Source organism: Streptomyces populi, assembly GCF_002911015.1.
Classification (GTDB): Bacteria; Actinomycetota; Actinomycetes; order Streptomycetales; family Streptomycetaceae; genus Streptomyces; species Streptomyces populi.
On the sequence record NZ_KZ626898.1, the window covers coordinates 25,627 to 50,721 of the forward strand.

The 25,095-nt window shown below is 71.5% G+C and carries 20 protein-coding genes; 12 read left to right on the forward strand and 8 right to left on the reverse strand.

From position 1 onward, the window contains the following. The first annotated feature begins 38 nt into the window (after window positions 1–38). The 5 genes from CW362_RS26490 (at window position 39) to CW362_RS26510 (ending at window position 8,791) form a co-directional block, all read left to right on the forward strand. Complete coding sequence (locus CW362_RS26490) at window positions 39–2,075, forward strand: thioredoxin domain-containing protein (RefSeq protein ID WP_103552054.1); 2,037 nt, start codon at window positions 39–41, stop codon at window positions 2,073–2,075. A gap of 185 nt (window positions 2,076–2,260) precedes the next feature. After that, on the forward strand, window positions 2,261–3,523 hold the full coding sequence (locus CW362_RS26495; protein ID WP_103552055.1) for a glycosyltransferase: 1,263 nt from the start codon (window positions 2,261–2,263) through the stop codon (window positions 3,521–3,523). Further along, window positions 3,520–5,181, forward strand: a complete 1,662-nt coding sequence (locus tag CW362_RS26500; RefSeq protein ID WP_103552056.1) for an ArnT family glycosyltransferase — start codon at window positions 3,520–3,522, stop codon at window positions 5,179–5,181. The genes CW362_RS26495 and CW362_RS26500 overlap by 4 nt, the downstream gene beginning before the upstream one ends. Then, entirely contained in the window at window positions 5,178–6,383 is a 1,206-nt protein-coding gene (locus tag CW362_RS26505; protein WP_103552057.1) for a glycosyltransferase, read from the forward strand. The genes CW362_RS26500 and CW362_RS26505 overlap by 4 nt, the downstream gene beginning before the upstream one ends. A gap of 143 nt (window positions 6,384–6,526) precedes the next feature. After that, a complete protein-coding gene (locus CW362_RS26510; protein ID WP_420856881.1) occupies window positions 6,527–8,791 on the forward strand; it encodes a galactose oxidase early set domain-containing protein in 2,265 nt (754 codons plus the stop codon). Window positions 8,792–8,822: 31 nt separating this feature from the next. Here CW362_RS26510 and CW362_RS26515 read toward each other — a convergent pair whose 3' ends face one another. The 4 genes from CW362_RS26515 to trhA form a co-directional block, all read right to left on the reverse strand. Next, window positions 8,823–9,548 carry a Mut7-C RNAse domain-containing protein gene (locus tag CW362_RS26515; protein ID WP_103552059.1) on the reverse strand — a complete coding sequence of 242 codons (726 nt, stop codon included), beginning with the start codon at window positions 9,546–9,548 and terminating at the stop codon, window positions 8,823–8,825. Between the two features lie 12 nt (window positions 9,549–9,560). After that, entirely contained in the window at window positions 9,561–10,223 is a 663-nt protein-coding gene (locus CW362_RS26520) for a TetR/AcrR family transcriptional regulator (RefSeq protein ID WP_376453094.1), read from the reverse strand. Then, entirely contained in the window at window positions 10,220–11,821 is a 1,602-nt protein-coding gene (locus CW362_RS26525) for an MFS transporter (RefSeq protein WP_103552061.1), read from the reverse strand. Before CW362_RS26525 ends, CW362_RS26520 begins: the two co-directional genes overlap by 4 nt. 169 nt (window positions 11,822–11,990) lie before the next feature. Next, complete coding sequence (gene trhA, locus CW362_RS26530) at window positions 11,991–12,704, reverse strand: PAQR family membrane homeostasis protein TrhA (RefSeq protein ID WP_103552062.1); 714 nt, start codon at window positions 12,702–12,704, stop codon at window positions 11,991–11,993. A 321-nt stretch (window positions 12,705–13,025) separates the two neighbouring features. Between trhA and CW362_RS26535 the strand changes: the two genes are divergently transcribed. From CW362_RS26535 to CW362_RS26565, 7 genes are all read left to right on the forward strand, one after another. Continuing rightward, the gene (locus tag CW362_RS26535) at window positions 13,026–14,843 is read left to right on the forward strand and encodes a phosphoenolpyruvate carboxykinase (GTP) (protein WP_103552063.1); all 1,818 of its coding nucleotides are present in this window, start codon (window positions 13,026–13,028) and stop codon (window positions 14,841–14,843) included. Between the two features lie 242 nt (window positions 14,844–15,085). Then, complete coding sequence (locus CW362_RS26540) at window positions 15,086–16,048, forward strand: serine/threonine-protein kinase (RefSeq protein ID WP_338069079.1); 963 nt, start codon at window positions 15,086–15,088, stop codon at window positions 16,046–16,048. Further along, the gene (locus tag CW362_RS26545) at window positions 16,035–16,499 is read left to right on the forward strand and encodes a hypothetical protein (RefSeq protein WP_103552065.1); all 465 of its coding nucleotides are present in this window, start codon (window positions 16,035–16,037) and stop codon (window positions 16,497–16,499) included. Before CW362_RS26540 ends, CW362_RS26545 begins: the two co-directional genes overlap by 14 nt. A gap of 138 nt (window positions 16,500–16,637) precedes the next feature. Next, window positions 16,638–17,831, forward strand: a complete 1,194-nt coding sequence (locus CW362_RS44815) for a hypothetical protein (protein ID WP_240658062.1) — start codon at window positions 16,638–16,640, stop codon at window positions 17,829–17,831. 17 nt (window positions 17,832–17,848) lie between these two features. After that, window positions 17,849–18,610, forward strand: a complete 762-nt coding sequence (locus CW362_RS26555) for a vWA domain-containing protein (protein ID WP_103552066.1) — start codon at window positions 17,849–17,851, stop codon at window positions 18,608–18,610. A 27-nt stretch (window positions 18,611–18,637) separates the two neighbouring features. Next, window positions 18,638–19,444, forward strand: a complete 807-nt coding sequence (locus CW362_RS26560; RefSeq protein WP_103552067.1) for a PP2C family serine/threonine-protein phosphatase — start codon at window positions 18,638–18,640, stop codon at window positions 19,442–19,444. Beyond that, window positions 19,441–20,610 (forward strand): hypothetical protein, encoded by a 1,170-nt coding sequence (locus CW362_RS26565; RefSeq protein ID WP_103552068.1) that lies wholly within the window; start codon window positions 19,441–19,443, stop codon window positions 20,608–20,610. The genes CW362_RS26560 and CW362_RS26565 overlap by 4 nt, the downstream gene beginning before the upstream one ends. A 61-nt stretch (window positions 20,611–20,671) precedes the next feature. On the opposite strand, the gene CW362_RS26570 is transcribed toward CW362_RS26565, so the two are convergent. From CW362_RS26570 to CW362_RS26585, 4 genes are read right to left on the reverse strand one after another with little or no spacing between them, the layout of a single operon-like run. Next, complete coding sequence (locus CW362_RS26570; protein WP_103552069.1) at window positions 20,672–21,322, reverse strand: hypothetical protein; 651 nt, start codon at window positions 21,320–21,322, stop codon at window positions 20,672–20,674. Then, window positions 21,267–22,811, reverse strand: coding sequence for a substrate-binding and vWA domain-containing protein (locus tag CW362_RS26575; RefSeq protein WP_103552070.1), 1,545 nt, complete (start codon window positions 22,809–22,811; stop codon window positions 21,267–21,269). Before CW362_RS26575 ends, CW362_RS26570 begins: the two co-directional genes overlap by 56 nt. After that, on the reverse strand, window positions 22,808–23,980 hold the full coding sequence (locus tag CW362_RS26580; RefSeq protein ID WP_103552071.1) for a toxic anion resistance protein: 1,173 nt from the start codon (window positions 23,978–23,980) through the stop codon (window positions 22,808–22,810). The genes CW362_RS26575 and CW362_RS26580 overlap by 4 nt, the downstream gene beginning before the upstream one ends. Before the next feature lie 12 nt (window positions 23,981–23,992). Continuing rightward, window positions 23,993–25,066 (reverse strand): substrate-binding domain-containing protein, encoded by a 1,074-nt coding sequence (locus CW362_RS26585; protein ID WP_103552072.1) that lies wholly within the window; start codon window positions 25,064–25,066, stop codon window positions 23,993–23,995. Between the last annotated feature and the right edge of the window lie 29 nt (window positions 25,067–25,095).

Sequence of the window (25,095 nt, forward strand, 5' to 3'; positions counted from 1 at the left end):
CTTCCGCGTCGTCCCGGACGCCGTGGGAGAGTGGCAGGGTGAACCGACTGGCCCATGAGACGTCCCCGTACCTGCTCCAGCACGCCGACAACCCCGTCGACTGGTGGCCGTGGTCGGCCGAGGCCTTCGACGAGGCCCGCAGGAGCAACCGGCCCGTTCTGCTGAGCGTCGGGTACAGCAGCTGTCACTGGTGCCATGTCATGGCCCACGAGTCCTTCGAGGACGAGGCGACGGCCGCCTACCTGAACGAGCACTTCGTCAGCGTCAAGGTCGACCGCGAGGAGCGGCCCGACGTCGACGCCGTCTACATGGAGGCGGTGCAGGCGGCGACCGGGCAGGGCGGCTGGCCGATGACCGTGTTCCTCACCCCGGACGCCGAGCCCTTCTACTTCGGCACCTACTTCCCGCCCGAGCCCCGCCACGGCATGGCGTCCTTCCGGCAGGTGCTGGAGGGCGTGGCGGGTGCCTGGAACGACCGGCGGGACGAGGTCACCGAGGTCGCGGCGAAGATCGCGCGGGATCTCGCCGAGCGGGAGATGTCCTTCGGGGACGGCCGGGTGCCGGGCGAGGAGGAGCTGGCCGCCGCGCTGCTCGGGCTCACCCGGGACTACGACGCCGCGCGCGGCGGATTCGGCGGCGCGCCCAAGTTCCCGCCGTCCATGGTGATCGAGTTCCTGCTGCGCCATCACGCCCGGACCGGCTCCGAGGGCGCTCTGCAGATGGCCGTGGACACCTGTGAACGGATGGCGCGCGGCGGTCTCTACGACCAGCTCGGCGGCGGCTTCGCCCGCTACTCCGTCGACCGGGACTGGGTGGTCCCGCACTTCGAAAAAATGCTCTATGACAACGCGCTCCTCTGCCGCGTCTACGCGCACCTCTGGCGTTCCACCGGGTCCGAGCTCGCCCGGCGGGTCGCGCTGGAGACCGCGGACTTCATGGTGCGTGAACTGCGCACCGACGAGGGCGGGTTCGCCTCCGCGCTCGACGCCGACAGCGACGACGGCACCGGCCGCCACGTCGAGGGCGCGTACTACGTCTGGACGCCGGAGCAGCTGCGCGAGGTGCTCGGGGACGCGGACGCCGAACTCGCCGCGCAGCACTTCGGGGTGACCGAGGAGGGCACCTTCGAGGAGGGCGCCTCCGTGCTCCAGCTCCCGCAGCGGGAAGGGGTCTTCGACGCCGCCAGGATCGCCTCCGTGCGGGAGCGGCTGCTCGCCGCGCGGGCGGGGCGGCCCGCCCCCGGGCGCGACGACAAGGTGGTCGCCGCCTGGAACGGGCTCGCGGTGGCCGCCCTCGCGGAGACCGGCGCCTACTTCGACCGCCCCGATCTGGTGGAGGCCGCGATCGGCGCCGCCGACCTGCTCGTGCGGCTGCACCTGGACGACCGGGCGCGGCTGGCCCGTACCAGCAAGGACGGTCTGGCGGGCGCCCACGCGGGGGTGCTGGAGGACTACGCGGACGTCGCCGAGGGCTTCCTGGCGCTGACGTCCGTGACCGGGGAAGGGGTCTGGCTGGAGTTCGCCGGGTTCCTGCTCGACCACGTGCTCGCCCAGTTCACGGACGCGGAGTCCGGCGCGCTGTACGACACGGCGGCCGACGCGGAGCGGCTGATCCGCCGTCCGCAGGACCCCACCGACAACGCCACGCCCTCGGGGTGGAGCGCGGCGGCCGGGGCGCTGCTGTCGTACAGCGCGCAGACCGGCGCGGAGCCCCACCGCACCGCCGCCGAGCGGGCGCTGGGTGTGGTGAAGACGCTGGGGCCCCGGGTGCCCCGCTTCATCGGGTGGGGTCTCGCGGTGGCCGAGGCGCTGCTCGACGGTCCCCGGGAGGTCGCGGTGGTGGGCGAGGGAACCGATCCGGCCACGAGAGCCCTCGCGCGGACGGCACTTCTGGGCACCGCGCCGGGCGCCGTCGTGGCGGTGGGGGCGCCGGGGAGCGACGAGCTGCCGCTCCTGGCCGACCGCCCGCTGGTGGATGCGAAACCGACCGCGTACGTCTGCCGCAACTTCGTGTGCGACGCCCCGACGACCGATCCCGACCGGCTCCGCACGGCCCTGAACGGCCGAAACGCGTAACCACCAACCGGGCCAAAGGCTCTCCAGAGTGCGGATTGTTCAGCAAGCCGACCGAGTGTGACGAAACGTGTTCTTCATTAGTACAACCCGCACCCTTCACAGATCGCCCATAGTGTCGACATAGTGACGCGACGACAGTGGCGTGCTGTCGCGACCGGGGGTTTCGGGGGATCTGGGGGGATCTGTTGCTCACGTCTGTCTTCATTGCTGCCGTTTCACTGGCGCTCTTCTGCATGGCCGCTTTCACCCTGTGGTGGCAGATGCACGCGTGGCGTACGCCCGAGGTGCTGGCCTCCACCCGGTTCGCCAGCCCGGACGGGGGTGGGGGCCTGTCCTTCTCGCTGCTGCTGCCCGCGCGGCACGAGCAGGCGGTGCTCGACCACACCATTCGGAGGCTGCTGGAATCCAGCCACACCGACTTCGAGATCATCGTGATCGTGGGGCACGACGACCCGGAGACCGCCGAGGTGGCCCGGAGCGCGGAGGCGCGCGACCCGCGGGTGCGGGTCGTCGTCGACCACCACGAGAGGAAGAACAAGCCGAAGGCCATGAACACGGCCCTGTCGCACTGCCGCGGCGACGTGGTCGGGGTCTTCGACGCGGAGGACCAGGTCCACCCCGAGCTGCTCGCCCATGTCGACCAGGCGTTCCGCACGACGGGCGCGGACGTCGTCCAGGGCGGGGTGCAGCTCATCAACTTCCACTCCAGCTGGTACAGCCTGCGCAACTGCCTGGAGTACTTCTTCTGGTTCCGCTCGCGCCTCCACCTCCACGCGCAGAAAGGGTTCATCCCGCTCGGCGGCAACACCGTCTTCGTACGGACGGACGTCCTGCGGGAGGCCGAGGGCTGGGACCCCGCGTGTCTCGCGGAGGACTGCGATCTCGGTGTCAGACTGTCCAGCGTCGGCAAGAAGGTCGTCGTCGCGTACGACTCCGACATGGTGACCAAGGAGGAGACGCCCGGCTCGCTGATGTCGCTGCTCAAGCAGCGCACCCGGTGGAACCAGGGATTCCTACAGGTCTACCGCAAGCGCGACTGGAAGCAACTGCCCACCATGGGGCAGCGGTTGCTCGCCCGCTACACGCTGATGACGCCGTACCTCCAGGCGGTCTCCGGAGTGATCATCCCGCTCGACGTGGCGGTCGCGCTCTTCCTCGACGTGCCCGTCGGGATCGCCTTCGTCACCTTCCTGCCGGCCGTGACCGCCCTGGTCACCTTCGTCTTCGAGCTCGTCGGACTGCACGACTTCGGCAAGCAGTACGGGCTGCGCGTCCGCACCGTGCATTACCTGAAGCTCGTCGCCGGCGGTCCCTTCTACCAGGTGCTCCTCGCGGGTGCCGCCGTGCGCGCCGTCTGGCGCGAGCAACGGGGCCATGATGACTGGGAGTTGACCAGTCATGTCGGCGCGCACCTCACCGAGGCGACCCGAGAGGACGTTGCCGCGTGACCTCCACCCTTCCCGCGACGGCCACATCCACGGTCCCCGCCCAGCGGCCTTCCGCACCCGAAGGCGTCTCCGCGCCGTTCACCGGCTTGCGTTCTCGCGGCTCGCGCGCCGATCTGATCCTGTGCGCGGGCCTGCTCGTGGCGATCCTCCTCGTGCAGGGCTGGAACATCGCCGCCTATCCCACCCTCAGCGACGACGAGGGCACCTACCTCGCCCAGGCCTGGGCCGTCCAGCAGGGCAAGGGCCTGGCCCACTACACGTACTGGTACGACCATCCACCGCTCGGCTGGATCCAGATAGCCCTGCTGACCTGGGTCCCCGCGCACCTCAGCCCGTCCCTCATGACGGTCGGCCCGATGCGCTCCACGATGCTCGTGGTCAGCGCGGTGAGCGCGGTCCTGCTGTACGTCCTCGCGCGCCGGCTGTCGCTGCCGCGGTGGGCGGCCGGGCTCGCGATGGTCCTCTTCGGGCTCTCCCCGCTCTCGATCGTGCTCCAGCGGGAGATCTTCCTCGACAACATCGCGGTGACGTGGACGCTGCTCGCGTTCTGCCTGGCCGCGTCGCCGAGCCGCCACCTGTGGCACCACTTCGGCGCGGGCCTCGCGGCCGCCGCCGCCGTGCTGACCAAGGAGACGATGCTGGTCGTCCTGCCCGCGCTGTTCGTCACGATGTGGCGGCACAGCCACCGCGACACCCGCAAGTTCGCGCTCACCGGTGCCGTCACGGCCTGCGTGCTGATCGGCACCGCGTATCCGCTCTTCGCCCTGCTCAAGGGGGAGCTGCTCCCCGGCGGCGGACACGTCTCGCTCTGGGAGGGCATCACCTACCAGATGAGCCGGCCCGGCTCCGGGTTCGTCCTGGAACGCGGCACCGGTTCGTACGGGGTCCTGCACTCCTGGCTGTACTACGACCGGATCCTGCCGGTCGGCGGCCTCGCGGGCGCGCTGCTGCTCCTGGTCACCTTCCGCTGGTCGGTGACGGCCCGCGCCCTGGCCGGACCCGCGCTCACCGTGGCGATCCTCGCCCTGGTGGCGCTGCGCCCGAACGGCTACCTGCCCGCGATGTACGTCATCCAGGCGCTCCCCTTCCTCGCCCTCGTCCTCGCCGGAGGCACGGCGAGCGTCGCCCACGCCGTGCTGCGCAGACGGCGGACGGAACAGGAGCGGGCGTACGTGACCCGGGGGCGGCGCGGGCTGGCCGCGGCGCTGGTGCTGGCCGCGGGCGCCTACGTCGTGCCCCGCTGGTACGACGGCGACCGCACCGCCGTGACGGCCGACGCCAACGCCCCCTACCGGGCGGCCTCCGCCTGGCTGCGGACCGAGGTGGAGGACCCGGAGGACACCCGGGTGCTGGTCGACGACGCGCTCTGGCTGGACCTCGTGCACGACGGCTACCGGCCGGGCCTCGGCGCCATCTGGTTCTACAAGGCCGACCTCGATCCCGCGGTCACGAAGACGATGTCGCGGGGCTGGAGGGACCTCGACTACGTGGTCGCCTCCCCGACGGTACGGCGTGACGCGGCCGACCTGCCGAACGTGCGGGCCGCGATCGGGCACTCCACGCCGGTCGCCACCTTCGGCAGCGGCGAGGACCGCATCGAGATCCGGCGGATCGACGCCGGCCACACCACCACCGCCCGTTCCGGAGGCAGCCGATGAGCAGCTTCGAGAGCATCGTCCCGGGCGAGCTGGGCGACCCCGCGGTACGCGCCGCCGAGGTCCCGGAGCCGGGCGCCGTCACCGTCGTCGTCCCGACCTTCAACGAGTCCGCGAACATACGGCAGTTGCTGTGGCAGATCACCGAATCGGTGCCCGCCCGGCTGCCCTGCGAGGTCGTCTTCGTGGACGACTCCACGGACGACACCCCCGAGGTGATCGCCGAGGCCGCGCGGGACTGCCCCTTCCCGGTGACCGTGCTGCACCGCGAGGTGCCCGAGGGCGGGCTCGGCGGCGCGGTGGTGGAGGGACTGAAGACGGCGGGCTCCCAGTGGATCGTCGTCATGGACGGGGACTGCCAGCATCCGCCGTCCCTCGTACCGGAGTTGATCGCTGCGGGAGAGCGCGCGAACGCCGGTCTCGTGGTCGCCAGCCGGTACGTCGAGGGCGGCAGCCGGGCGGGACTCGCGGGCGGCTACCGGATCGCGGTGTCGCGCGGCGCGACCTGGCTGACCAAGGCGCTCTTCCCGCGCAGGCTGCGCGGCATCAGCGACCCGATGAGCGGGTTCTTCGCGATCCGCCGCAGCGCGGTCACCGCCGAGGTCCTGCGCCCGCTCGGCTACAAGATCCTGCTCGAACTGGCCGTGCGCAGCCGCCCCCGCCAGGTCACCGAGGTGCCGTTCGTCTTCCAGGACCGCTTCGCGGGCGAGTCCAAGTCGAGCGCGCGCGAGGGCCTCCGGTTCCTGCGCCATCTCGTCGGGCTGCGCACCGCCTCGCCGGTCGCCCGCATGCTGGTCTTCGGGCTGATCGGCGCCACCGGCTTCGTGCCGAACCTGCTCGGCCTGTACGGGCTCACGGCCGCCGGAGTGCACTACGTCCCGGCGGAGGTCCTCGCCAACCAGCTCGGCGTGGCCTGGAACTTCCTGCTCGTCGAGCACCTGCTCTTCCGGGACCGCCGGGGGCACCGCAAGGGCTGGGACCGCCTCGGCCGGTTCGCGCTGCTCGCCAACGCCGATCTGGTGCTGCGCATCCCGCTGATCGCGCTCTTCGTCCACCGCTTCGGCATGGGCGCCCTGTCCGCCACGGCACTCGCCCTGGTGACGACCTTCGTCCTGCGCTTCGCCGGGACCGAGGCGCTGGTCTATCTGCCGCGCCACAGCCGCGAGAGCGGGCGCGGGAGCCGTACGCCGAGGAGGACCGTGTGAGATTCCGGGTGAGACCACGACGCAGGACCGCGCTCCTGGCCGTGACGGGTCTGGCCGCCGGGCTGCTGCTCGTGTCACCGCAGCCCGCGGCGGCCGCCAACCTCGTCACGAACCCGGGCTTCGAGACCGACGGCACCGACGGCATGCCGTCCTGCTGGGAGAAGTCCGGCTGGGGCGACAACGACTTCACCTTCGCGACCGTGTCCGACGCCCACTCGGGCGCCAAGGCCATGAAGGTCACGCTGACCCGCCGGGTCGACGGCGACCGCAAGGCGCTGATCACCGAGTCGGCCGCGTGCGCGCCGGTGGTCACCGCGGGCAGGCAGTACGACCTCGGGCTCCACTACAGGACGACGACCCCCGACGCGGCGATCACGCTGTTCCGGCACGACACCGTCGCGGGCTGGCAGTACTGGACCGACCTCAAGACGCTGGAGATGCGGGGCGACTGGACCCGGGCCTCGGTCCGCACCCCCGAGGTGCCGTCCGGCACCGACCGCATCACCTGGGGCGTCTCCGTCTACGGCACCGGCTCGGCGACCACCGACGACTACACGATGGAGCAGGTCCCCGACGTCACACCGCCGGCCGCCTGCACCGGCACCGCCGACGAGTGCGCCGACGGCCGGTGGACGGTGCTGCCCACACAGAACCCGGTGCGTTCCATGCACTCCGTCGTCCTCAACAACGGCAAGGTGCTGCTGATCGCGGGCTCCGGCAACAGCGAGGAGCAGTTCGACGCGGGCACCTTCACCTCGGCGGTCTACAACCCGGCCGACGGCAGCTACAAGGTCGTCCCCACCCCGAAGGACATGTTCTGCGCCGGGCACATCCAGCTCCAGGACGGCCGAGTGCTGGTGATGAGCGGCAACAAGGCGTTCCCGGTGGCGGGCGGGCACGGCTACGAGGGCTTCAAGGACTCGTACGTCTTCGACCCCGTCACCGAGACCTACAGCAGGACCAACGACCTCAACGACGGCCATTGGTACCCGTCGGCGACGGAACTCGGCAACGGTGACGTCATCTCCTTCGGCGGTCTGCGCGAGGACTCCACCGGCTCGGTGACCGCCGAGCTGTGGTCGGACACGCAGCGGAAGTGGCTGCCGCTGTGGCAGGTCAACCAGACCTGGTCGTACTGGGGCCTGTACCCGTCGATGATCCTGATGCAGGACGGCCGCCTCTTCTACTCGGGCAGCCATGTCTTCGGCAACAACATCCCCGGCACCGGCTCGGCGGTCTACGACTACGACGCCAACACGATCACCCAGATCCCCGGCCTGCGGAACAAGGACCAGCGCGACCAGTCGGCGAGCGTGCTGCTGCCCCCGGCCCAGGACCAGAAGGTCCTCACCCTCGGCGGCGGCAACATCGACTCCAACCCGGACGGCAACCGGCTGACCGACGTCATCGACCTCAAGGCGGCCGACCCCGCCTACGTGGCCGGGCCACCGCTGCCGCAGGGCACGGTGGACCTCGGCAACGGCCCGGTGGCCGAGACCGGCAACCAGGGCAAGATGTACGTCTCCGCGGTGCTGCTGCCGGACGGCAAGGTGCTGGAGACGGGCGGTGCGCTGCACAACCGCGCCGACCCGGTCTTCGAGTCGTCCCTCTACGACCCGGCGACCAACACCTTCGACCCGGTGGCGGCCGACCCGCAGGCGCGCGGCTACCACTCCTCGTCGTTCCTGCTGCCCGACGGGCGGGTGATGTCGACCGGCGACAACCCGGGCAACGGCACCTGGAACCACAACGTGTCGATCTACACCCCGCCCTATCTGCTCAAGGGCGCCCGGCCGACGATCACTTCGGTCATCGACAACCGGTGGACCTACGGCGACACCCAGCGGATCACGGTCGACCGGCCCGTCGTCAAGGCCGAACTGATCCGCCCGGCCGCCGTCACCCACTCCTCCGACCCCAACCAGCGGTCCGTGGACCTGCCGTTGAGCGTGGACGGGAACAACGTCGACCTCAACGTGACGAGCAACCCGAATCTGGCGCCGCCCGGCTGGTACATGCTCTTCGCGGTCGACGCCAACGGTGTTCCGTCGGTGGCCAGATGGGTGCACCTCCAGGGGCCGTCCGCGCTCGCCGCGGACACCGCCTCGGCGCACGTCCACTCCTTCGCCGACTCCCTGCCGGGAGCGGTCCGGGGGCCGGAACGGAAGCGGACCTCGCAGAAGGTGTCCACGACCGTCTCCGGCTGCGACCGCCACTACGGCACGGTCGGTGTCTGCGTCCCGACAGCCTTCCCGGAAGGGGTGAAGCGGACAACGGTCTCCCGCTGCGCCTGGCTGAAGAAGAACGCCTACGGACGGCTCGGGGTCAACGGGAAGGACGACCCGCTCGGCCTCGACCCGAACCGGGACGGACTGGCCTGCGGGGCGAAGGACCTGATGAGGCGTTAGACGGGATCCCGGGACTGCGGCGGTCCGTCCGTCAGGTCCCGAACTCCGCGAGGGCGCGCTCCACGACGGTCTCCAGCCGGTCGTGGTGCGCGCCCTTCCAGTAGGCGCGCCCGCAGTCGGCGCACTGGGCGAAGACGTCGTACGACCGCTCGGTGCCGCTCTCCAGCTGGTCGGCGACCTGCTCCTTGGTGGCCTTCGCGAGCAGGCCGTTGCACGCGGTGCAGCGCGTCCAGGGCTTCAGCTCGGGCGCGAACCGGCCCAGCACGTCCCGGAGCTGGTCGTCGGGACGGGTGCTGTAGACGAAGCCCCCCGCCCACAGCTCGCGGCGCCGCAGCAGCCCGCGGTCGCGGCTGAGCAGCACCCGCCGCTCGGCCGCCGAACGGGCGGCGAGCGCCGGGTCGCCGATGTCGGTGGACTCGTACGCCGTGTCGATGCCGAGCAGGCGCATCCGGCGGGCGAGGGTGCCGAGATGGACGTCGAGGAGGAAGCGCAGCGGCGCGCCCGGCACCCGCTGGGGGCGGGTGACCGCGTCGACCCGTACGGACTCGCCGGCCGCCGGGATGTGCGAGAAGGGCACCTCGTGTCCGTCCACGACCAGGGCGCCGACCTCCGTCAGCGGGACGCCCAGCGACTCGACGACATGGCCGAGGGTGGAGGAGCCGTCGGTGCCGACCGGGGTGATCCCGGAGCGGCGGGCGTGCGGGACGAACACCCCCAGTCCGGGGGCGAATTCGATGTGGATCTCCGGTCCGTTCACGCGGTCAGGATGTCACGCGGGGGCGCCCCGGTCCTCCGGGTTTCGTGGGACCAGACCGTGTTCCATGACGTTCACGGCACGCTCGACGAGATCGGCGAGGTCGTCCCCCTGGCCGGTCTCGGCCCAGTAGAGGGAGGTCTCCATCAGACCGCCGATCAGCGACATCGCGAAGACGCGGACCTCCAGGCTGTCCGGGTCCCGGCCGGAGCGCTCGGCGATGGCCCGGCTCAGCAGCCGCCCGGTGACGGACATGCTCTCCATCATCCGTGAACGCACCGCGGGGACCTCGACCATCAGCCGCGTCCGGAGCCGGCTGACCTCGGGGTCCTCGGAGGTGTCGATGCCCACGGCCTTCCTCAGCACATGACGCAGCGAGTCGAACCACGGCTCGTCCGCGGGGCGTTCCCGCAGTTCCTGTTCGAGGAGGGGGTCGTACTCGTCCGTGAGGACGATGTCCTCCTTGGTCGGGAAGTAGCGGAACACCGTGGAGGGGGAGACCTCGGCCGCCTCCGCGATCTGCTCGATCGTCGTGGCGTCGTACCCCTGCCGCTCGATCAGCCGGTACGTCGCCTCGCGGATCGCGATGCGGGTCTTGATCTTCTTCCGCTCGCGGAGCCCCGGCTGGGGCTCCGCGGCGGGAGCGGAGGTCTGTGCGGTGGCGGCCATGTCTCTCATTGTCCGGCATCCGCCGGGGCCGGGGCCATGCCGACGTCCTCGCGCTCCGTCTCGGCCGGCCGCTCCGGGCTCGGCAGCAGTGCCGCCGCCAGCAGCGCGGTGACCAGCGCGGCGATCCCGCTGACCAGCAGCACCAGGTCCATGCCGTGGATGTACGCGGCGTTCGCGGAGGCATCCAGGGCCCGGTCGCCGAGCCGGCCGGCGATCACATGGGCGCCGACCACCGAGTCGTCGGCGGCCTTCGCGGCGGCGCGCGGCAGCGCGGAGGTGTCGAGGCGGTCGGCGTACGTGCTCGCCAGCAGCGAGCCGAGCAGGGCGATACCGACCGCGCTGCCCACCTGGCGCACCGTCATCAGCAGTCCTGAGCCGCTGCCGGCCCGGTCGCGGGGGAGCGCGCCGAGGGCGGCGGACATCGCGGGCACCACGGCGAAACCGAAGCCGAGCCCGGCCAGGGACAGCCACAGGGCGGTGGCGCCGTACCCGTCGTCGACGGTCGTACGGCTGCCGAGGAAGGCGGCGAAGGCGAGGACGACGAGACCCGCGCTGATCACCGCGCGGGGGCCGAAGCGGACGACCAGCGGCTGCGCGCCCCGGGAGGCGACCAGCAGCCCGCCCATCATCGGCAGCATGCGGACCCCGGTGGCGAGGGCGTCGTGCCCGAGCACCGCCTGGAGGTACTGCGGCAGCACGAACATCAGGCCGGACAGGACGAACATGACGAGCGTCGCGGCGAGGGTGTTGAGCAGGAAGCCGCGTTCGGCGAGCAGGGAGAGGTCCAGCATCGGGCGCGGGCTGCGGCGTTCGCGGGCGACGAGCAGCCCGATCAGGACGACGGCGACGGCGAAGCAGCCGAGGACGAGCGGGTCGCCCCAGCCGCGGGACGGGGCTTCGATGATCGCGTAGACCAGGACGCTGAGACCGACCGCGGTGAGCGCGGTGGAGACGGCGTCCACCTCGGGCGAGGCGGGGTCGCGGGTCTCGGGGAGCAGGAACAGGCAGGCGGTGATGCCGATGGCGGCCATCGGCACGTTGACCAGGAACACCGATCCCCACCAGAAGTGGTTGAGCAGCCAGCCGCCGATGATCGGGCCGAGCGGCATGCCGAGCGCCGAGGCGGCGGAGACGGCTCCGACCGCCTTGGTGCGCTCGTCGGGCCCGAAGAGCGAGGGCAGCACGGCGAGGGCGAGCGGCATCACCAGCGCGCCGCCGACGCCCATCAGGGCGCGGGCGACGATCACCCAGGTGACGTCGTCGACGAGGGCGCCCGCCAGGGAGCCGGCGAGGAAGACCGAGAGTCCGGCGATGAGCATCCGGCGCCGTCCGAACCGGTCGCCCAGCAGCCCGGCGGGGAGCATCAGCGAGGCGAAGACGACGACGTAGGCGTCCGCCATCCACTGCTGCTGACCGGTGGACGCTCCGAGGTCCCGGGCCATCGTCGGCAGTGCCACGTTGAGGATCGTCATGTCGAAACCGAGCACGAGCATGCTCGCGACCAGGGCCCCGAGGGCCCACCAGCGCTGGGGGTGCCCCCGCTCGAGCGAAGTCGAGAGTGGGGGAGGATCGCGCCGAACGGCGTCGTCTTGTGTGGGAGTCACCATGAAATGAGAGTAACTCTCAAAAGATGGCTTTAGTCAATCGAGCATGACTTTCAGTCGATGGCCGGCGGGGATGTTGGCGCGATGGGGATGCGGGGTGGCCGGAAAACGCGCAGTGGCCGCGGCTGGGGAGCCGCGGCCACTGGAAGGGGCGAGTGGGTGGAGGTGGGGGTCAGCCGTGCTGGTAGGCCACCAGGGAGATGCCGACGTAGTGCGTGATGAACGCCGCGAGGGTCAGGGAGTGGAAGACCTCGTGGAATCCGAACCAACGCGGTGACGGGTTGGGCTTCTTGATCCCGTAGATCACTCCGCCCGCGCTGTAGAGCAGTCCGCCGACGATCACCAGGACGAGGACGGCGATGCCGCCCGTGCGCATGAAGTCGGGCAGGAAGAAGACGGCCGCCCAGCCCATCGCGATGTAGCACGGTGTGTAGAGCCAGCGCGGGGCGCCGACCCAGAACACCCGGAAGACGATGCCCGCCGCCGCGGCGGCCCAGATGCTCCACAGCAGCCACTGGCCCTTGCTGTCCGGCAGCAGGAGCAGGGTCAGCGGCGTGTAGGTGCCGGCGATGATCAGGAAGATGTTCGCGTGGTCGAGCCTGCGCAGGACGCCGTCCATCCGCGGGCTCCAGTTGCCGCGGTGGTAGAGGGCGCTCACACCGAACAGGAGGCAGGCGGTCAGGGCGAACACACCGCAGGCGATGCGGCCGCGGGTCGAGTCCGCCAGGGCGGTGAGGACCAGTCCGGAGACGAGGGCGGCCGGGAACATGCCCAGGTGCAGCCAGCCGCGGAGCTTGGGCTTGATCTCTTCCGACAGGGAGTGCGCGACAGGCATCGGGCCGGCGGCCGGCGAGTCCGTGGGCGCGTCGGGGACGGGCGCAGTCATGGCCGAATCGTACCTACGGAACCGTAAGTTACGTGTCAGTCCGGCGCGGGCGAACCGCGATAGTGGCCATGATCTCACGGCATCGGGGGGCGCCGCCGGGGTACCCGCGGTGAACCCGGGGTGAGCGGGCGGAAACCTCCCGGCGAGTGGCGATGCTCACTCCGCTCAGGTGTGAGGCCCTCTGGACATATGCGCGGCCCGGTCGGATCATCAAATGAGTGCGGTCGGCACCGGATGAGCGCCAGAGGTCCCAGCACCGAGAAGCATCCGGGTCGCAGCCCCCACGGGGCACAACAACAAACCCCTCATTTAGGAGCAATCGTGGCGCGCGACATCGCGGCTCCCGTCCCGACCAACCACAAGGAACTGATCTCGTGGGTCAACGAGATCGCCGAACTGACCGAGCCGGACAGTGTGGTCTGGTGCGACGGATCCGAGGCCGAGTACGAGCGACTGAGCGAGGAGCTCGTCCGCAAGGGCACCTTCAAGAAGCTCGACCCGATCAAGCGCCCCAACTCCTACTACGCCGCCTCCGACCCGACCGATGTCGCGCGGGTCGAGGACCGGACCTTCATCTGCTCCGAGAAGGAGGAGGACGCGGGCCCGACCAACCACTGGAAGGCCCCCGCCGAGATGCGGGAGATCTTCTCCGGTGAGCAGGGCGTCTTCCGCGGCTCGATGCGCGGCCGCACGATGTACGTCGTCCCGTTCTGCATGGGCCCGCTCGGCTCGGACCTCTCCGCGATCGGCGTCGAGATCACCGACTCCGCCTACGTCGCCGTGTCCATGCGCACCATGACCCGCATGGGACAGCCCGTCCTGGACGAACTCGGCACCGACGGCTTCTTCGTGCGTGCAGTGCACACGCTCGGGGCGCCGCTGGCCGAGGGCGAGGCGGACGTGCCGTGGCCCTGCAACTCCACGAAGTACATCTCGCACTTCCCCGAGACCCGTGAGATCTGGTCGTACGGCTCCGGCTACGGCGGCAACGCGCTCCTCGGCAAGAAGTGCTACGCCCTGCGCATAGCGTCCGTGATGGCGCGCGACGAGGGCTGGCTCGCCGAGCACATGCTGATCCTCAAACTGACGCCGCCGCAGGGCGAGTCGAAGTACGTCGCCGCCGCCTTCCCGAGCGCCTGCGGCAAGACCAACCTCGCCATGCTGGAGCCCACGATCTCCGGCTGGACGGTCGAGACCATCGGTGACGACATCGCCTGGATGCGGTTCGGCGAGGACGGCCGCCTCTACGCGATCAACCCCGAGGCCGGCTTCTTCGGCGTCGCGCCCGGCACCGGCGAGCACACCAACGCCAACGCCATGAAGACGCTGTGGGGCAACTCCGTCTTCACCAACGTCGCGCTCACCGACGACAACGACATCTGGTGGGAGGGCATGACGGAGGAGACTCCGGCACACCTGACCGACTGGAAGGGCAACGACTGGACGCCGGAGTCCGGCACGCCCGCGGCGCACCCCAACGCCCGCTTCACGGTGCCCGCCTCGCAGTGCCCGATCATCGCGCCCGAGTGGGAGGACCCGAAGGGCGTGCCGATCTCGGCGATCCTCTTCGGCGGCCGCCGTGCCACCGCCGTCCCGCTGGTGACGGAGTCCTTCGACTGGAACCACGGCGTGTTCCTCGGCGCGAACGTCGCCTCCGAGAAGACCGCCGCCGCCGAGGGCAAGGTCGGCGAGCTGCGCCGCGACCCCTTCGCCATGCTGCCGTTCTGCGGCTACAACATGGGCGACTACATGGGGCACTGGGTCGACGTCGCCAAGGACAAGGACCAGGCGAAGCTCCCGAAGATCTACTACGTGAACTGGTTCCGCAAGAACGACGCGGGCAAGTTCGTGTGGCCCGGCTTCGGCGAGAACAGCCGCGTCCTGAAGTGGATCGTCGACCGCCTGGACGGCAGGGCCGAGGGCGTCGAGACCCCGATCGGCGTCCTGCCGACCCGGGAGTCCCTCGACACCGACGGTCTCGAACTGGCCGAGTCCGACCTCGACTTCCTGCTCACGGTCGACAAGGAGGTCTGGCGCGAGGAGGCCGCGCTGGTCCCCGAGCACCTCAACACCTTCGGTGAGCACACGCCGAAGGAACTGTGGGACGAGTACCGCGCCCTGGTGCAGCGCCTGGGCTGACGCCCCCGACGACTCCGCGGCCGACCCGAGTTGCCCTGACCTGCGACTGTTGCGGCGGTCGGCCGCGGTGACCGCACCCGCCGGGGTTCCGCACATCCGTGCGGGACCCCGGCTTTTTCGCGCTCCACGCCCCGCCCGTGCCGGAACGGCTGAAAAAGCGAGGATTTCAGGGGACACTCCTGACATCTCGCAGTCGACCCCGAAATGAGGTGGGCGGGGTGCGTACGCCTGTCAGTGATCCCATGAGGATCGGTCCGTACCGCATCGTGGGCCGGCTCGGCTCCGGTGGCATGGGGTGGGTGTACCTCGGCCGCTCGCCCTCCGGGCGTGAGGTCGCGGTCAAGGTGGTGCGGCCCGAACTGGCCGCGGAGGGGGAGTTCCGGGAGCGTTTCGCGCGCGAGGTCGCGGCGGCCCGCGTGGTCAGCGGTGCCTACACCGCGGCCGTGGTCGACGCCGACACCGAGGCCGAACTGCCGTGGCTGGCCACCCTGTACGTGCCCGGTCCCTCGCTCGCCGAGGCGGTCCGCGCCGACGGACCCCTGCCCGAGCCGCAGGTGAGGCGGCTCGGCGCGGGTCTGGTCGAGGCGCTCCAGGCCATCCACGCCGCACGCGTGGTGCACCGGGACCTCAAGCCGGCCAACGTGCTCCTCGCCTCCGACGGACCGCGCGTCATCGACTTCGGGATCTCCCGCGTGGACGGCGCCCCGGGCCTCACCCAGGTCGGCGTCGTCGTCGGTACCCCGCCCTTCATGTCGCCCGAGCAGATCAGGGGTGCCACGGTGGGCCCGCCGAGCGACGTCTTCTCCCTCGGCGGGGTCCTGGTGTACGCGCTCACCGGACGGCCGCCGCACGGCAGCGGAGAGGCCGTCCGCTACCGCGTCGCCTTCGAGGAGCCCGAACTCGACGGCATCACGGGGCCGATGCGGGAGCTGATCGCGCGCTGTCTGGCCAAGCGTCCCGAGGACCGGCCCCGGCTGGACCGGCTGATGGCCGGACTGCTGGAGCAGGAGCCCCGGGAGGCCGTCTGGCCGCCGCCCACGGTCGCCCACAGCATCGCGGCGCGCACCCAGGACCTGGTGAAGCGCCGCAAGCAGAGCACCAGCGTGTCCGTGCCCTCCTGTCTGCTGTCGCACGCCCGGGCGCTGCTCGACGCCGGGCTGACCGACGCGATGGTCACCGAGGCGGTGGTCCGTGGCGGCGCCTGACTCCTTTCCCGGCCGCGGCCACGAGATCCTCGAAATCGGAACGCACTGGCGGCAGTTGGTGCAGAACTGGGTGACCAGACGGAATTTCCACACGGCGACCGACACCGTTTCCGTCTCCATGCGTTTCGACCTCGAGGAAACGGGCCGGATGGTCACCGTGCGGTTCATGACGACCAAGAGGCTGCTGGTGGCTTTCGCGACCGACGGGAATTTCCTGCGCAAGGACCAACTGGCGCTCGCCGCCGCCGCGTCGAACGCGTGGAACACCGAACAGCTCCGTCCCATGCTGTCCGTGTGGGACGTGCGGGGGCCGCGCCCCTGTCTCGCGGGAGTGTGCGACCTCCCCCTGACCTGTCGCATGACGCAAACGGATTTCGATGCTTTGGCCAGCGACTGGGTGGAGCAGGCGAGACAAATGTTCGCCCGATGCCATCAGGTGTTCGAGTTGTAGAAGTGAAGTCCGCCGCATTCCCCAAACCCTTACGGAGGACCGCGGGTTTCCGCCACTATGGGCGAGTGCCTTTCGGGGCCGCGGGGGTGTTTTCGCAGGGCCACGGGGGGTCTTTTCATGCGGCGGCTTTCTTTCCTCATGCTTTCCGGACTCCTGGCCGCGCTCGCCCCGGCGGTGCCCGCCGCGGCCCGCGAGCCGTGCGGGCCGGCCTTCGAGCAGCACCTCGGCTGCTGGGCCGACGCGATCGACCAGGGAGCCGTCCGCGTCACCCTCGACCGGAACCTGCCGCTCGACGACGACGGAGCCGGGCGGCGCAAGGACCTCGAACAGAGGCTGTGGAACCGGAGGGGGCGGCTCCTGGTCGAGGTGCCGAAGGGCGTCCACACCGGGCTGGGCGGAACGGCACTCCTCGTGCTGGCGGACAGCAGGGGCAGGCGCGTCGCGGACGACGCCGTCATCGACCCGCTGACCCGTGAGGTCCGGGAGGAGCTGGCCGCCCGCGGGGCCTGCGACCCCAAGGCGGGGGAGGCGGACCGGTGCGCCCCGTTCACCAAGACCATGAGGGGCAGCCGCCTGATCGGTCTGGGCCTGGCCGCCGAGCTGCCCCGGCGCAGTTACACCGTCACCGGGTCGCGAAGCGGCGCCTCCGCGAACTCGACCCCCGCCGGTGAGACCGCCGCCGGGAAACAGGGGCAGGAGACCGGGAACATCGGCAGTACCGGCCGCGACCCCGCGGTCGGCACCGACCCCGGCGGCGACTCCGGCTGGGACACCGCCACCCAGGTGCTCACCGTCCTGTGCGCCGTGCTCGTCCTCCTGCTCGGCCTGCTCCTCTTCCTGATCCGCCGCTCCGCCCGGTCCGTCGCCGTCGGGAGCCTCTCCCGGCACTCGCTCGCCGCCTCGGGCGTCGGCGCCGTACCGGAGGCCGCGGCGCCCCGGCCGCGCACCCGTCCCCGGACCCACCTGTCCGACGAGCCCGCCGCCCGCCCCCGCACCCCCGCGTCCGACGAGCCCGCCGCCCGTCCCCGCACCCACGTGCCCGACGAGGCCACCACCCGCCTGCGGACCACCCCGTCGCCCCGCGGCCACGGACGGCGGGTCGGCAACGTACCGGGCCCCGCCCGGCCCGCCGTCGTCCGCACCGAACTGCACCCGCAGGGCTATGTCGAGGTGGACGACGTGCTGTACCGGGCGGTGTGGGCCGAGCCGGACCGCCCGCCGCCCGCGCCCGGCGGACTCGTCGACGTCACCGAGGCGGGGGAGCGGGGCTCCGACGTCCTCTACGCGTTCCCGCCGACACCCGGACGGCACGCCAAAGCCGCCAGGACCTGAGACCAGGAGAGAACCCCATGCACAGCGACTACCCGCCCACCCTGCCGGCGGAGTACGCCGACATCGAGTTCGAGAACAACGCGCAGCGGCTGCCGCTCGTCCTGTGCCTCGACATCTCCAGCTCCATGGCGGGTCAGCCCATCCAGACGCTCAACAACGCGCTCGCGGAGTGGACCCGGGAACTGCACGACGACGTCAGCCTCAGCTACAGCGTCGAGGTCGCCGTGGTCACCTTCGGCGGCCAGGGCGTCGCCGCCTGGCGCGGCCCCCAGCTGCTGCCCGTGGGCGCCCCGGTGAGCCCCTTCGTGCCGGCGCACATGTTCCGCCCGCCGCAGCTCGCCGCCGCCGGGGTCACCCTGATGACCGAGGCCCTCGAACTGTCGATGAACATCGTCGCCGCCCGCAAGGCCGAACTGCGCGCCTCCGGGCTCCAGTACTACCGGCCGCAGATCTGTCTCGTCACCGACGGACTGCCCACCGACGCCACGGGCCATCTCACCGACTCCTGGCACCGGCTGATCCCGGTGCTCGCCGACGAGCAGCAGGCCCGCCGCTTCCGGCTGTACGCGATCGGCGTCGGCGGCATCACGGACCGGGGCGAGCAGGTGCTGCGGTCGTTCGCGCCGAAGTTCAACGCCCGGTTGCAGGGATTCCCGTTCCGCGAGCTGCTCCAGATGATGTCCGCGAGCGCCAACGCCGAGCAGAAGGGCGCGGGCGACGAGGTCTTCGAGAAGATCTTCAGCCAGTTCAAGACGCAGCGCCCGGCCTGGGAATCGTGACCGATGACCCGATGGGACTCCTGAGTGATGACCGCAGTCGACGAGCGCCGTACGCCGTGGCGGATCCACGGAATGAGCGTCGAGGGGTACCGGCACCGCCGCCAGGGCCGGCCCTGCCAGGACGCCTGCGCGTACACGGTGACGGAGTCCGTGGCGGTCCTCGCCGTCGCGGACGGCGCGGGCAGCCGGCCGCGTTCCGAGGAGGGCTCGCGGCTCGCGGTGGAGCTGGCCACCGAGCACTTCGCGCGGCGGGCCGCCGTCGCGGCGGACCGCCGCGACGGCAAGGCCGTGCGCGAGCTGCTGCGGGACGCCTTCCACGACGTCCGCAAGGTGTTCCTGGACCGCACGGGCCCCGACGCGCCGGACTTCGCGACCACGCTCACCGTGGTCGTGCTCGCGCGGGGCTGGCTCGGCCATCTGTCCCTGGGGGACGGCTTCGTCGTCCTGCGGGCCGGCACGGAGGACGGCGAGCGGCAGTTCCATCTGCTGCCGCAGCCGGCCGCAGTCAGCGAGTACAGCAACGAGACGGTCTTCCTCACCTCGCCCGACGCGGCCCGCTGGGTGCACACCGACTGCGTGTCCGACGAGGGGGTCGACGGGGTGCTGCTGTCCACCGACGGACTGGCGCAGGCCGCGCTCAACCGGTCCGCCGGCGGCGCGCTGTCCCCGAACACCTCCTTCGTCGAGGCCGTGTTCCGCTCCCTCGACGTCCCGGGCCCGGTGACCGCGAGCGCCCACGAAGGCCTCGGGACCCTGCTCCGGTCGGACCGGCTCACCGCGCTCAACGCCGACGACAAGACCCTCCTGCGGGCCGTGCTCAAGGCGCGGCCGTGAGCGGCCGCACGGTGTTCCTGGACGGCAGGCGGGTCACCCTCGCCGAGCTGCCCCTCAAGGGCGGCGGCCAGGCGGCCGTCTTCCCGGTCGTCGGCGACGACGGCATCGTCGTCAAGCTGTACCGCGAGGCGCCGGGGCTCAAGGAGGAACTGCGGCTGAAGCGGATGCTGACCATGTCCCCGCTCGTGACCCGCCCCACCGACGCCTCCCAGCCGCCCGAACTGGCCTGGCCGACCGCTCTCGCCCGCGGCCCCGAGGGCGAGTTCCTCGGCTACGCCATGCGCCGCTTCGGCGAACCCCAGCACGTCCAGCTGATCGGCCTGTTCACCCGTGCCCAGCGCCTCAAGCTGTTCGGCGACCGGGCCGACTGGCGCTTCCTGCTCGGCGTCGCCTGGAACCTCGCCTTCATGACCGCCCGCATGCACTACGACGATCTCGTCATCGGCGACTTCTCCAGCAGCAACGTCGTCGTCGACGCCAACGGCTTCGTCACCTTCCTCGACTGCGACTCCATCGCCTTCAGCGACCCGGCGACCGGGGAACTCTTCCCCTGTCTGATGCACACCACCGACTACTCGTCCCCCGAGCGGCAGGCCGGCGGTCCCGCCACCCGCGCCACCGACGAGTTCGCCCTCGCGGTCCTCGTCTACCAGCTGCTGACGGCCGGGAACCACCCCTTCGGCGGCGTCCCGCACGACAGCGCCTCCGAGTCGACCGTCAAGGACAACATCGCCGCCAGCATCTCCTACGTCGTGCGCCCCGAGCGGGTCATCATGCCGCGCGGCACCATCGACCCCTCCGTGCTCCCGCCCGAACTCCTCGCGCTGGCCCGCACCGCCTTCGGTCCCGGGGTGCACGACCCCGCCACGCGGCCCTCCGCGGAGGCGTGGCTGCGCGCCCTGGACAAGGAGCGGGCGCTGGTACGGGTCTGCCCGGCCCGCCCGCTGCACGCGTTCGGCTCGCATCTGACCGCGTGCCCCTGGTGCACCCGGGCGGCGCTCACCGGGCACGACGTGTTCAACGTCCCGGTGGTGGTCCCGGGGCCCGGCGTGCCGCAGCCGGGTCCGCCCGTGCCGACGCCGGGCGAGCCGTGGCCCACGGGGCTGAAGGTGGCGCTGCTGATCCTGGCGGTCATGATCCTGGTGGTGATCGTGGCGAACGCCTGAGCCGCCGGACCGCGGGCCGCGCCGGTCGCCGCGAGCGGTCCCGGCTCTCGCGCGGCCGGGATCACTGCGAGCGGCCGCGGTCCTCCAGGTAGCGCGTGTGGGACTCCTGGCGCCGCGCCTCCGTCTCCCGCAGCGCCGCCGCGATCCGGTCCGACTCCTCCTGCAGCACGGTGAGCTGACGCTCCAGATGGCGCTCCGGCGGTTCGGTGCCGGGGGCCAGCCGGGTCCACCACCGGGTGCGGACGAAGGTGTCGACCGCCTCGGGGACGTCCTGCCGTACGGTCCGGGAGAGGGCGTGCACGCTCTCGGGGTCCTGGGCGAGGACCTCGGCGACCCAGCCCGGGTCGAGCAGGGCGGTGAGCACCTCGGTCAGCTCGGTGAGCCGGCCGGCCGCCGCCGGGGGCAGCTCGACGCCGTCCAGGTACTCCCGCAGCTTGCCGAAGTCGACGCGCAGTTCGGCCAGTTGGGCGGAGGGGTCCGGGAAGTCGGGCGGGGCCGGGCGTTCCGGCGGCGCGATCAGCGCGCCCGCGCCGTACAGACCCGCGACGACGACGGGCCAGTACGGGCCCGCGAGACCGGTGAAGGTCAGCGCGAGTCCGGCGATCCCGCACGCGCTGCCGGTGAGGTTCTTGCGCGACTCGAGGAAGCCGAGGAGCTTACTGGTAGCCACGGATCTCCTCGAAGGCGCCGTCCAGCGAGCCCTTTTGGGCATCGAAGAGACGGCCGCCGGTCAGGTCGGCGATGTGCCGGAGCTCGTCGCGGTCGGAGTCGCCGAACAGGATGGGGAAGACCGGGATCTCCCGCTGTCCGCCGGGCAGCCGACGGTAGAAGCCGTCGAAGTCGGAGGGGCTCGCGCCCCTGGTGTTCTCGCCGTCCGTCATCAGCACGATCGAGGTGAACGTGTCGTCGTCGGCGCCCAGATGCTCGTACGCCTTCTCCAGCGAGGTGTAGATCGCGGTGTCGCCGTCGGCGCTCAGCGCGCGGGTGTCCTCGCGGATGGCGTCGAGCCCGGCCCGCGGGTTCTCGGGGCGGACCACGTGCGTGCGCACGCTCTTGACCCGCGAGCCGAACGGCATGAGCGTCACCTCCTCGCGGTCGCGGAAGTCGCCGGTCAGATCGCCGAGGGACTTCTTGAGCCGGGCGAGGCGGTCGCCGTCCATCGAGCCCGAGGTGTCGAGGACGTACACGGTCCTGGACGGCCGGCGCAGTTCGTTCTCGTAGGAGTCGAGGAGCCGGTCGGCGACGGACCTGCTTCCGGGGAAGGGGAGTTCACGCCGTCGTCCGGTGTCGAGTCCGGCCGCCGGGGCGACGGAGGCGACGACCGGGCGGCGGTGCGTCCGTTCGGTGATCAGCTTCTGGGCGGCGGGCGCGCGCAGTGCCTCGGCGAGGCGCCGGACGTCGTCGCGGGTGTCCTGGGAGGAGGCGGCGAGGGAGGAGAGCGGGTAGTCGGCCGTCACGACGCCGTCGCGCGGGCGGATGACCGTCAGTCCCTTCACGCCCATGAGGACGGACTCGTAGTTGAGCAGGGCGTCCACGGTGCCCCGGCGTTCGTAGGCGGTGGCCAGCCAGCCCGACGACCCCGACGTCAGCTTCTGGCCCTCGAAGAACTCGCGCAGCCGGGGGGTCGCCCTGGCCACGTCGGCGTCGGTGAGCGCCGACTGGGCGCCGGACAGTGCGGAGGCCACCGAGACCAGCGTGGAGAAACCGGAGTTGGAGCGCGCCGGGTCGGTCATGCCGTAGGTGAGCCTTCCGTCCGCGACGGCCTGCTCCACCTGCTTCCAGGTGACGTCGCCCGGTGTCCAGCCGAGGGCCCGTACGGTGGCGGGCTTGACGCCGACGGCCACCGGGCTCGACATGATCGGGGTCTCCGAGACGACCTTCTTCGCCGCCTCCGGACGCAGGCGCAGATAGTCGTCGGAGGAGAGCCACAGGGCGTCGTACCGGTCGTCGGAGGCGCCCCGCGCGATCAGGTCCACGGCGGCGAGGGTGCCCATGTAGGTGGGCCGGACCGTGATGCCGGTGTCCTTCCGGATCTGTTCGAGCACCGGTTTCATGTCGCCGAGTTCGCTGGAGGCGAGGACGCGCAGGGTGCCGGGCCGCGGGGCGCCGTCGTCCCCGGACCTCGTGTCCTCGTGGGCCGTGCAGGCCGTGACGGCGAGCAGGGCCGCGGCGGCACCGGCCGCGAGGCGGAGGGCTCTCATCCGTTCCCGCCTTCCAGGGCGCCCCGGGTGCGGCTGCGCTCCAGGTGGGCTCCGGCGTTCTGGAGCTCGGAGGTCAGGGACTCCACCGTCGCGGCCATCGTCTCGGTCGCCCGGGCCTTGTACGTGTCGATGGCGTCCAGGGTGCGGTAGATCTCCTGGAAGGCGGTGCGCAGGGTCTCGGCGCCGACGGCCGGGTCGGCGGCGATGCGCTGGATCTCCCCGCTCTGGGTGGAGAGCATCTCGGCGTTGCCGCGGATCAGGTCCTCCGTCGTGCCGCGCAGGGCGTTGACCTGCTCGACGACCTTGCGCTGGTTGTCGAGCGCCGAGGCGAGCATGACGGAGATGCGCAGTGCGGAGACCGTGGTGGTGGCCGCGCGGTCGACGCCCTTGATGAGCTCGTCGTTGTTGCGCCGGACCACGTCCATCGCCAGATAGCCCTGGGCGCACACGGCGAGCTGGGTGAGCAGGTCCTGGTGCTTCTGCCGGACCGGGAAGAGGACGTCGGAGCGGAGCGTGTCGGCCCCCGCGGGGTCGGCGGCGTCGACGCCCGCGATGTGGTTCTCCACCGCGGTGTCCAGGGCCTGGGTCAGCACCACGTACTCCTGGAGCTTGCCCATCGTCTCCCAGAGGCGCACGCGTTCGGTCTGGAGTGCCGCGTTGTCCCGGCGCAGTTCGTCCTGCCCGCCGCGCAGCGAGCCGACGATCTTGTTCAACGTGCCTTGCGCCGAGGCGTACTTGGCGACGTGGTCGCGCAGCTTGTTGCCGCCCGGCAGCCGGGACAGGAACTTCCTGCCCTTGCTCGCGGACAGGTCGCGCGGGTCCAGGTCCTCGACCACGCGCCGGAGTTCGACGAGCGAGCCGGCGACGTGCGACTGCGCGTCCTCGCCCTTGGCGGGCAGGCTGCGGATCGTCCGCTCCAGCATCCGGTTGGACTGGGCGGCGGCGCCGCGCATCTCGCTCGCGCCCAGGCCGGCGATCTCCCCGACCTTGCCGGCGAACTCGGGGGAGCGGGCGTCCAGGACGGCGAGTCCCTCGACGTACTCCGCGGCCCTGCGCGCCATCTCGTCCTGCACCCCCGGGTCGACGGGGACGAGCCCGCCCGCCTTCTCCCGGGGCACGGGGGCCACGGCCTCGGGCGGCGTGAGGGTGAACGTGTCTTCGGTGGTCATGTGCTGGTCCCCCTAGTTCCCGGCCCGGCGCGCCATCTCGTGCAACACCTTGTAGGCGGGCACGGGCGCCTGCCGGACGCCGGTCAGCTTCTGGTTGAGATAGGTGGAGCGGGCGGCGGTGGCCGCCGTGAACTCGCCGGTCGCGCCCTGCGGACGGAACCCGTGCCGCACGGCCAGCTTGCGCAACACCGGGTCGGTGCTGAGGAGTTCACCCAGCGCGCGGCCCTCGGGCGTGAGCGGTACGACCGTGTGGTCGCTGTTGGCGGTGGTGTCCGGGTAGAGGACCGTGAGGTCTCCGGCGTCGTGGCCCTGGGTGAGCAGCGAGGCGACCTGTGACTCGTAGACGAGGACGAGCGGGTTGCCGGCGCCGCTGACGAAGTCGCCGAACGCGGCGTCGGTGCTGGGCTGCTGGGCGCCCTGGACGCTGATGAGCCGGTGCATCAGGGGCGCGGTGCGGCCGACGGCGGCGTCGTCGGAGGCGACGCGCCCGCCGTCGGCGACGTAGGACGCGGCGGCGAGGTAGAGGGCGCCCGAGCTGGAGGTCTCGGGGTCGGTGCTGGCGATGTACAGCGTGCCGGTCAGTTCACCGTGGGCCTTGGCGCCCTTGAGCTGCTGCCAGGTCCGCTCGTGCTCGGCCGCGTCGAGGTAGGCGGCCATCTTCAGGGTGCCGGTGTTCTTGTCGAGGGTGGCCAGCCCGTTGGCGGCGAGGACCTGGGCCGCGCTGCGGTGGGCCACCACGACGAGCGGCGAGTAGAAGGGCCGGGGCAGCGGCCTGCGGACGTGGTACTTGTCCGCGAGTTCGTCGGCCGGCGCCTGGCTGGAGGGGAAGGCGAAGTCGTACCCCTCGAGGTCGAGGCCGTCCATGGCCCAGGACCCGGAGGTCTCCGTCCTCACGGTGTAGCCCTTGGCGGCGAGGGCCTTCACCACGTCCGGATCCGAGAAGAACTCCGCCTTCTCCGACCCGATCATTCCGTGCACGGTCTTCGTTGCCGTGCCCTTGTCCTGACCAGTGCGGCCCGCGACGACGGCTGCTGCCACTCCGCCGATCAACAGGACCGCCAGGACGATTCCCGCGATGCGTCTCACGCCTGGAGCGTGCACCTCGGAATCCAACG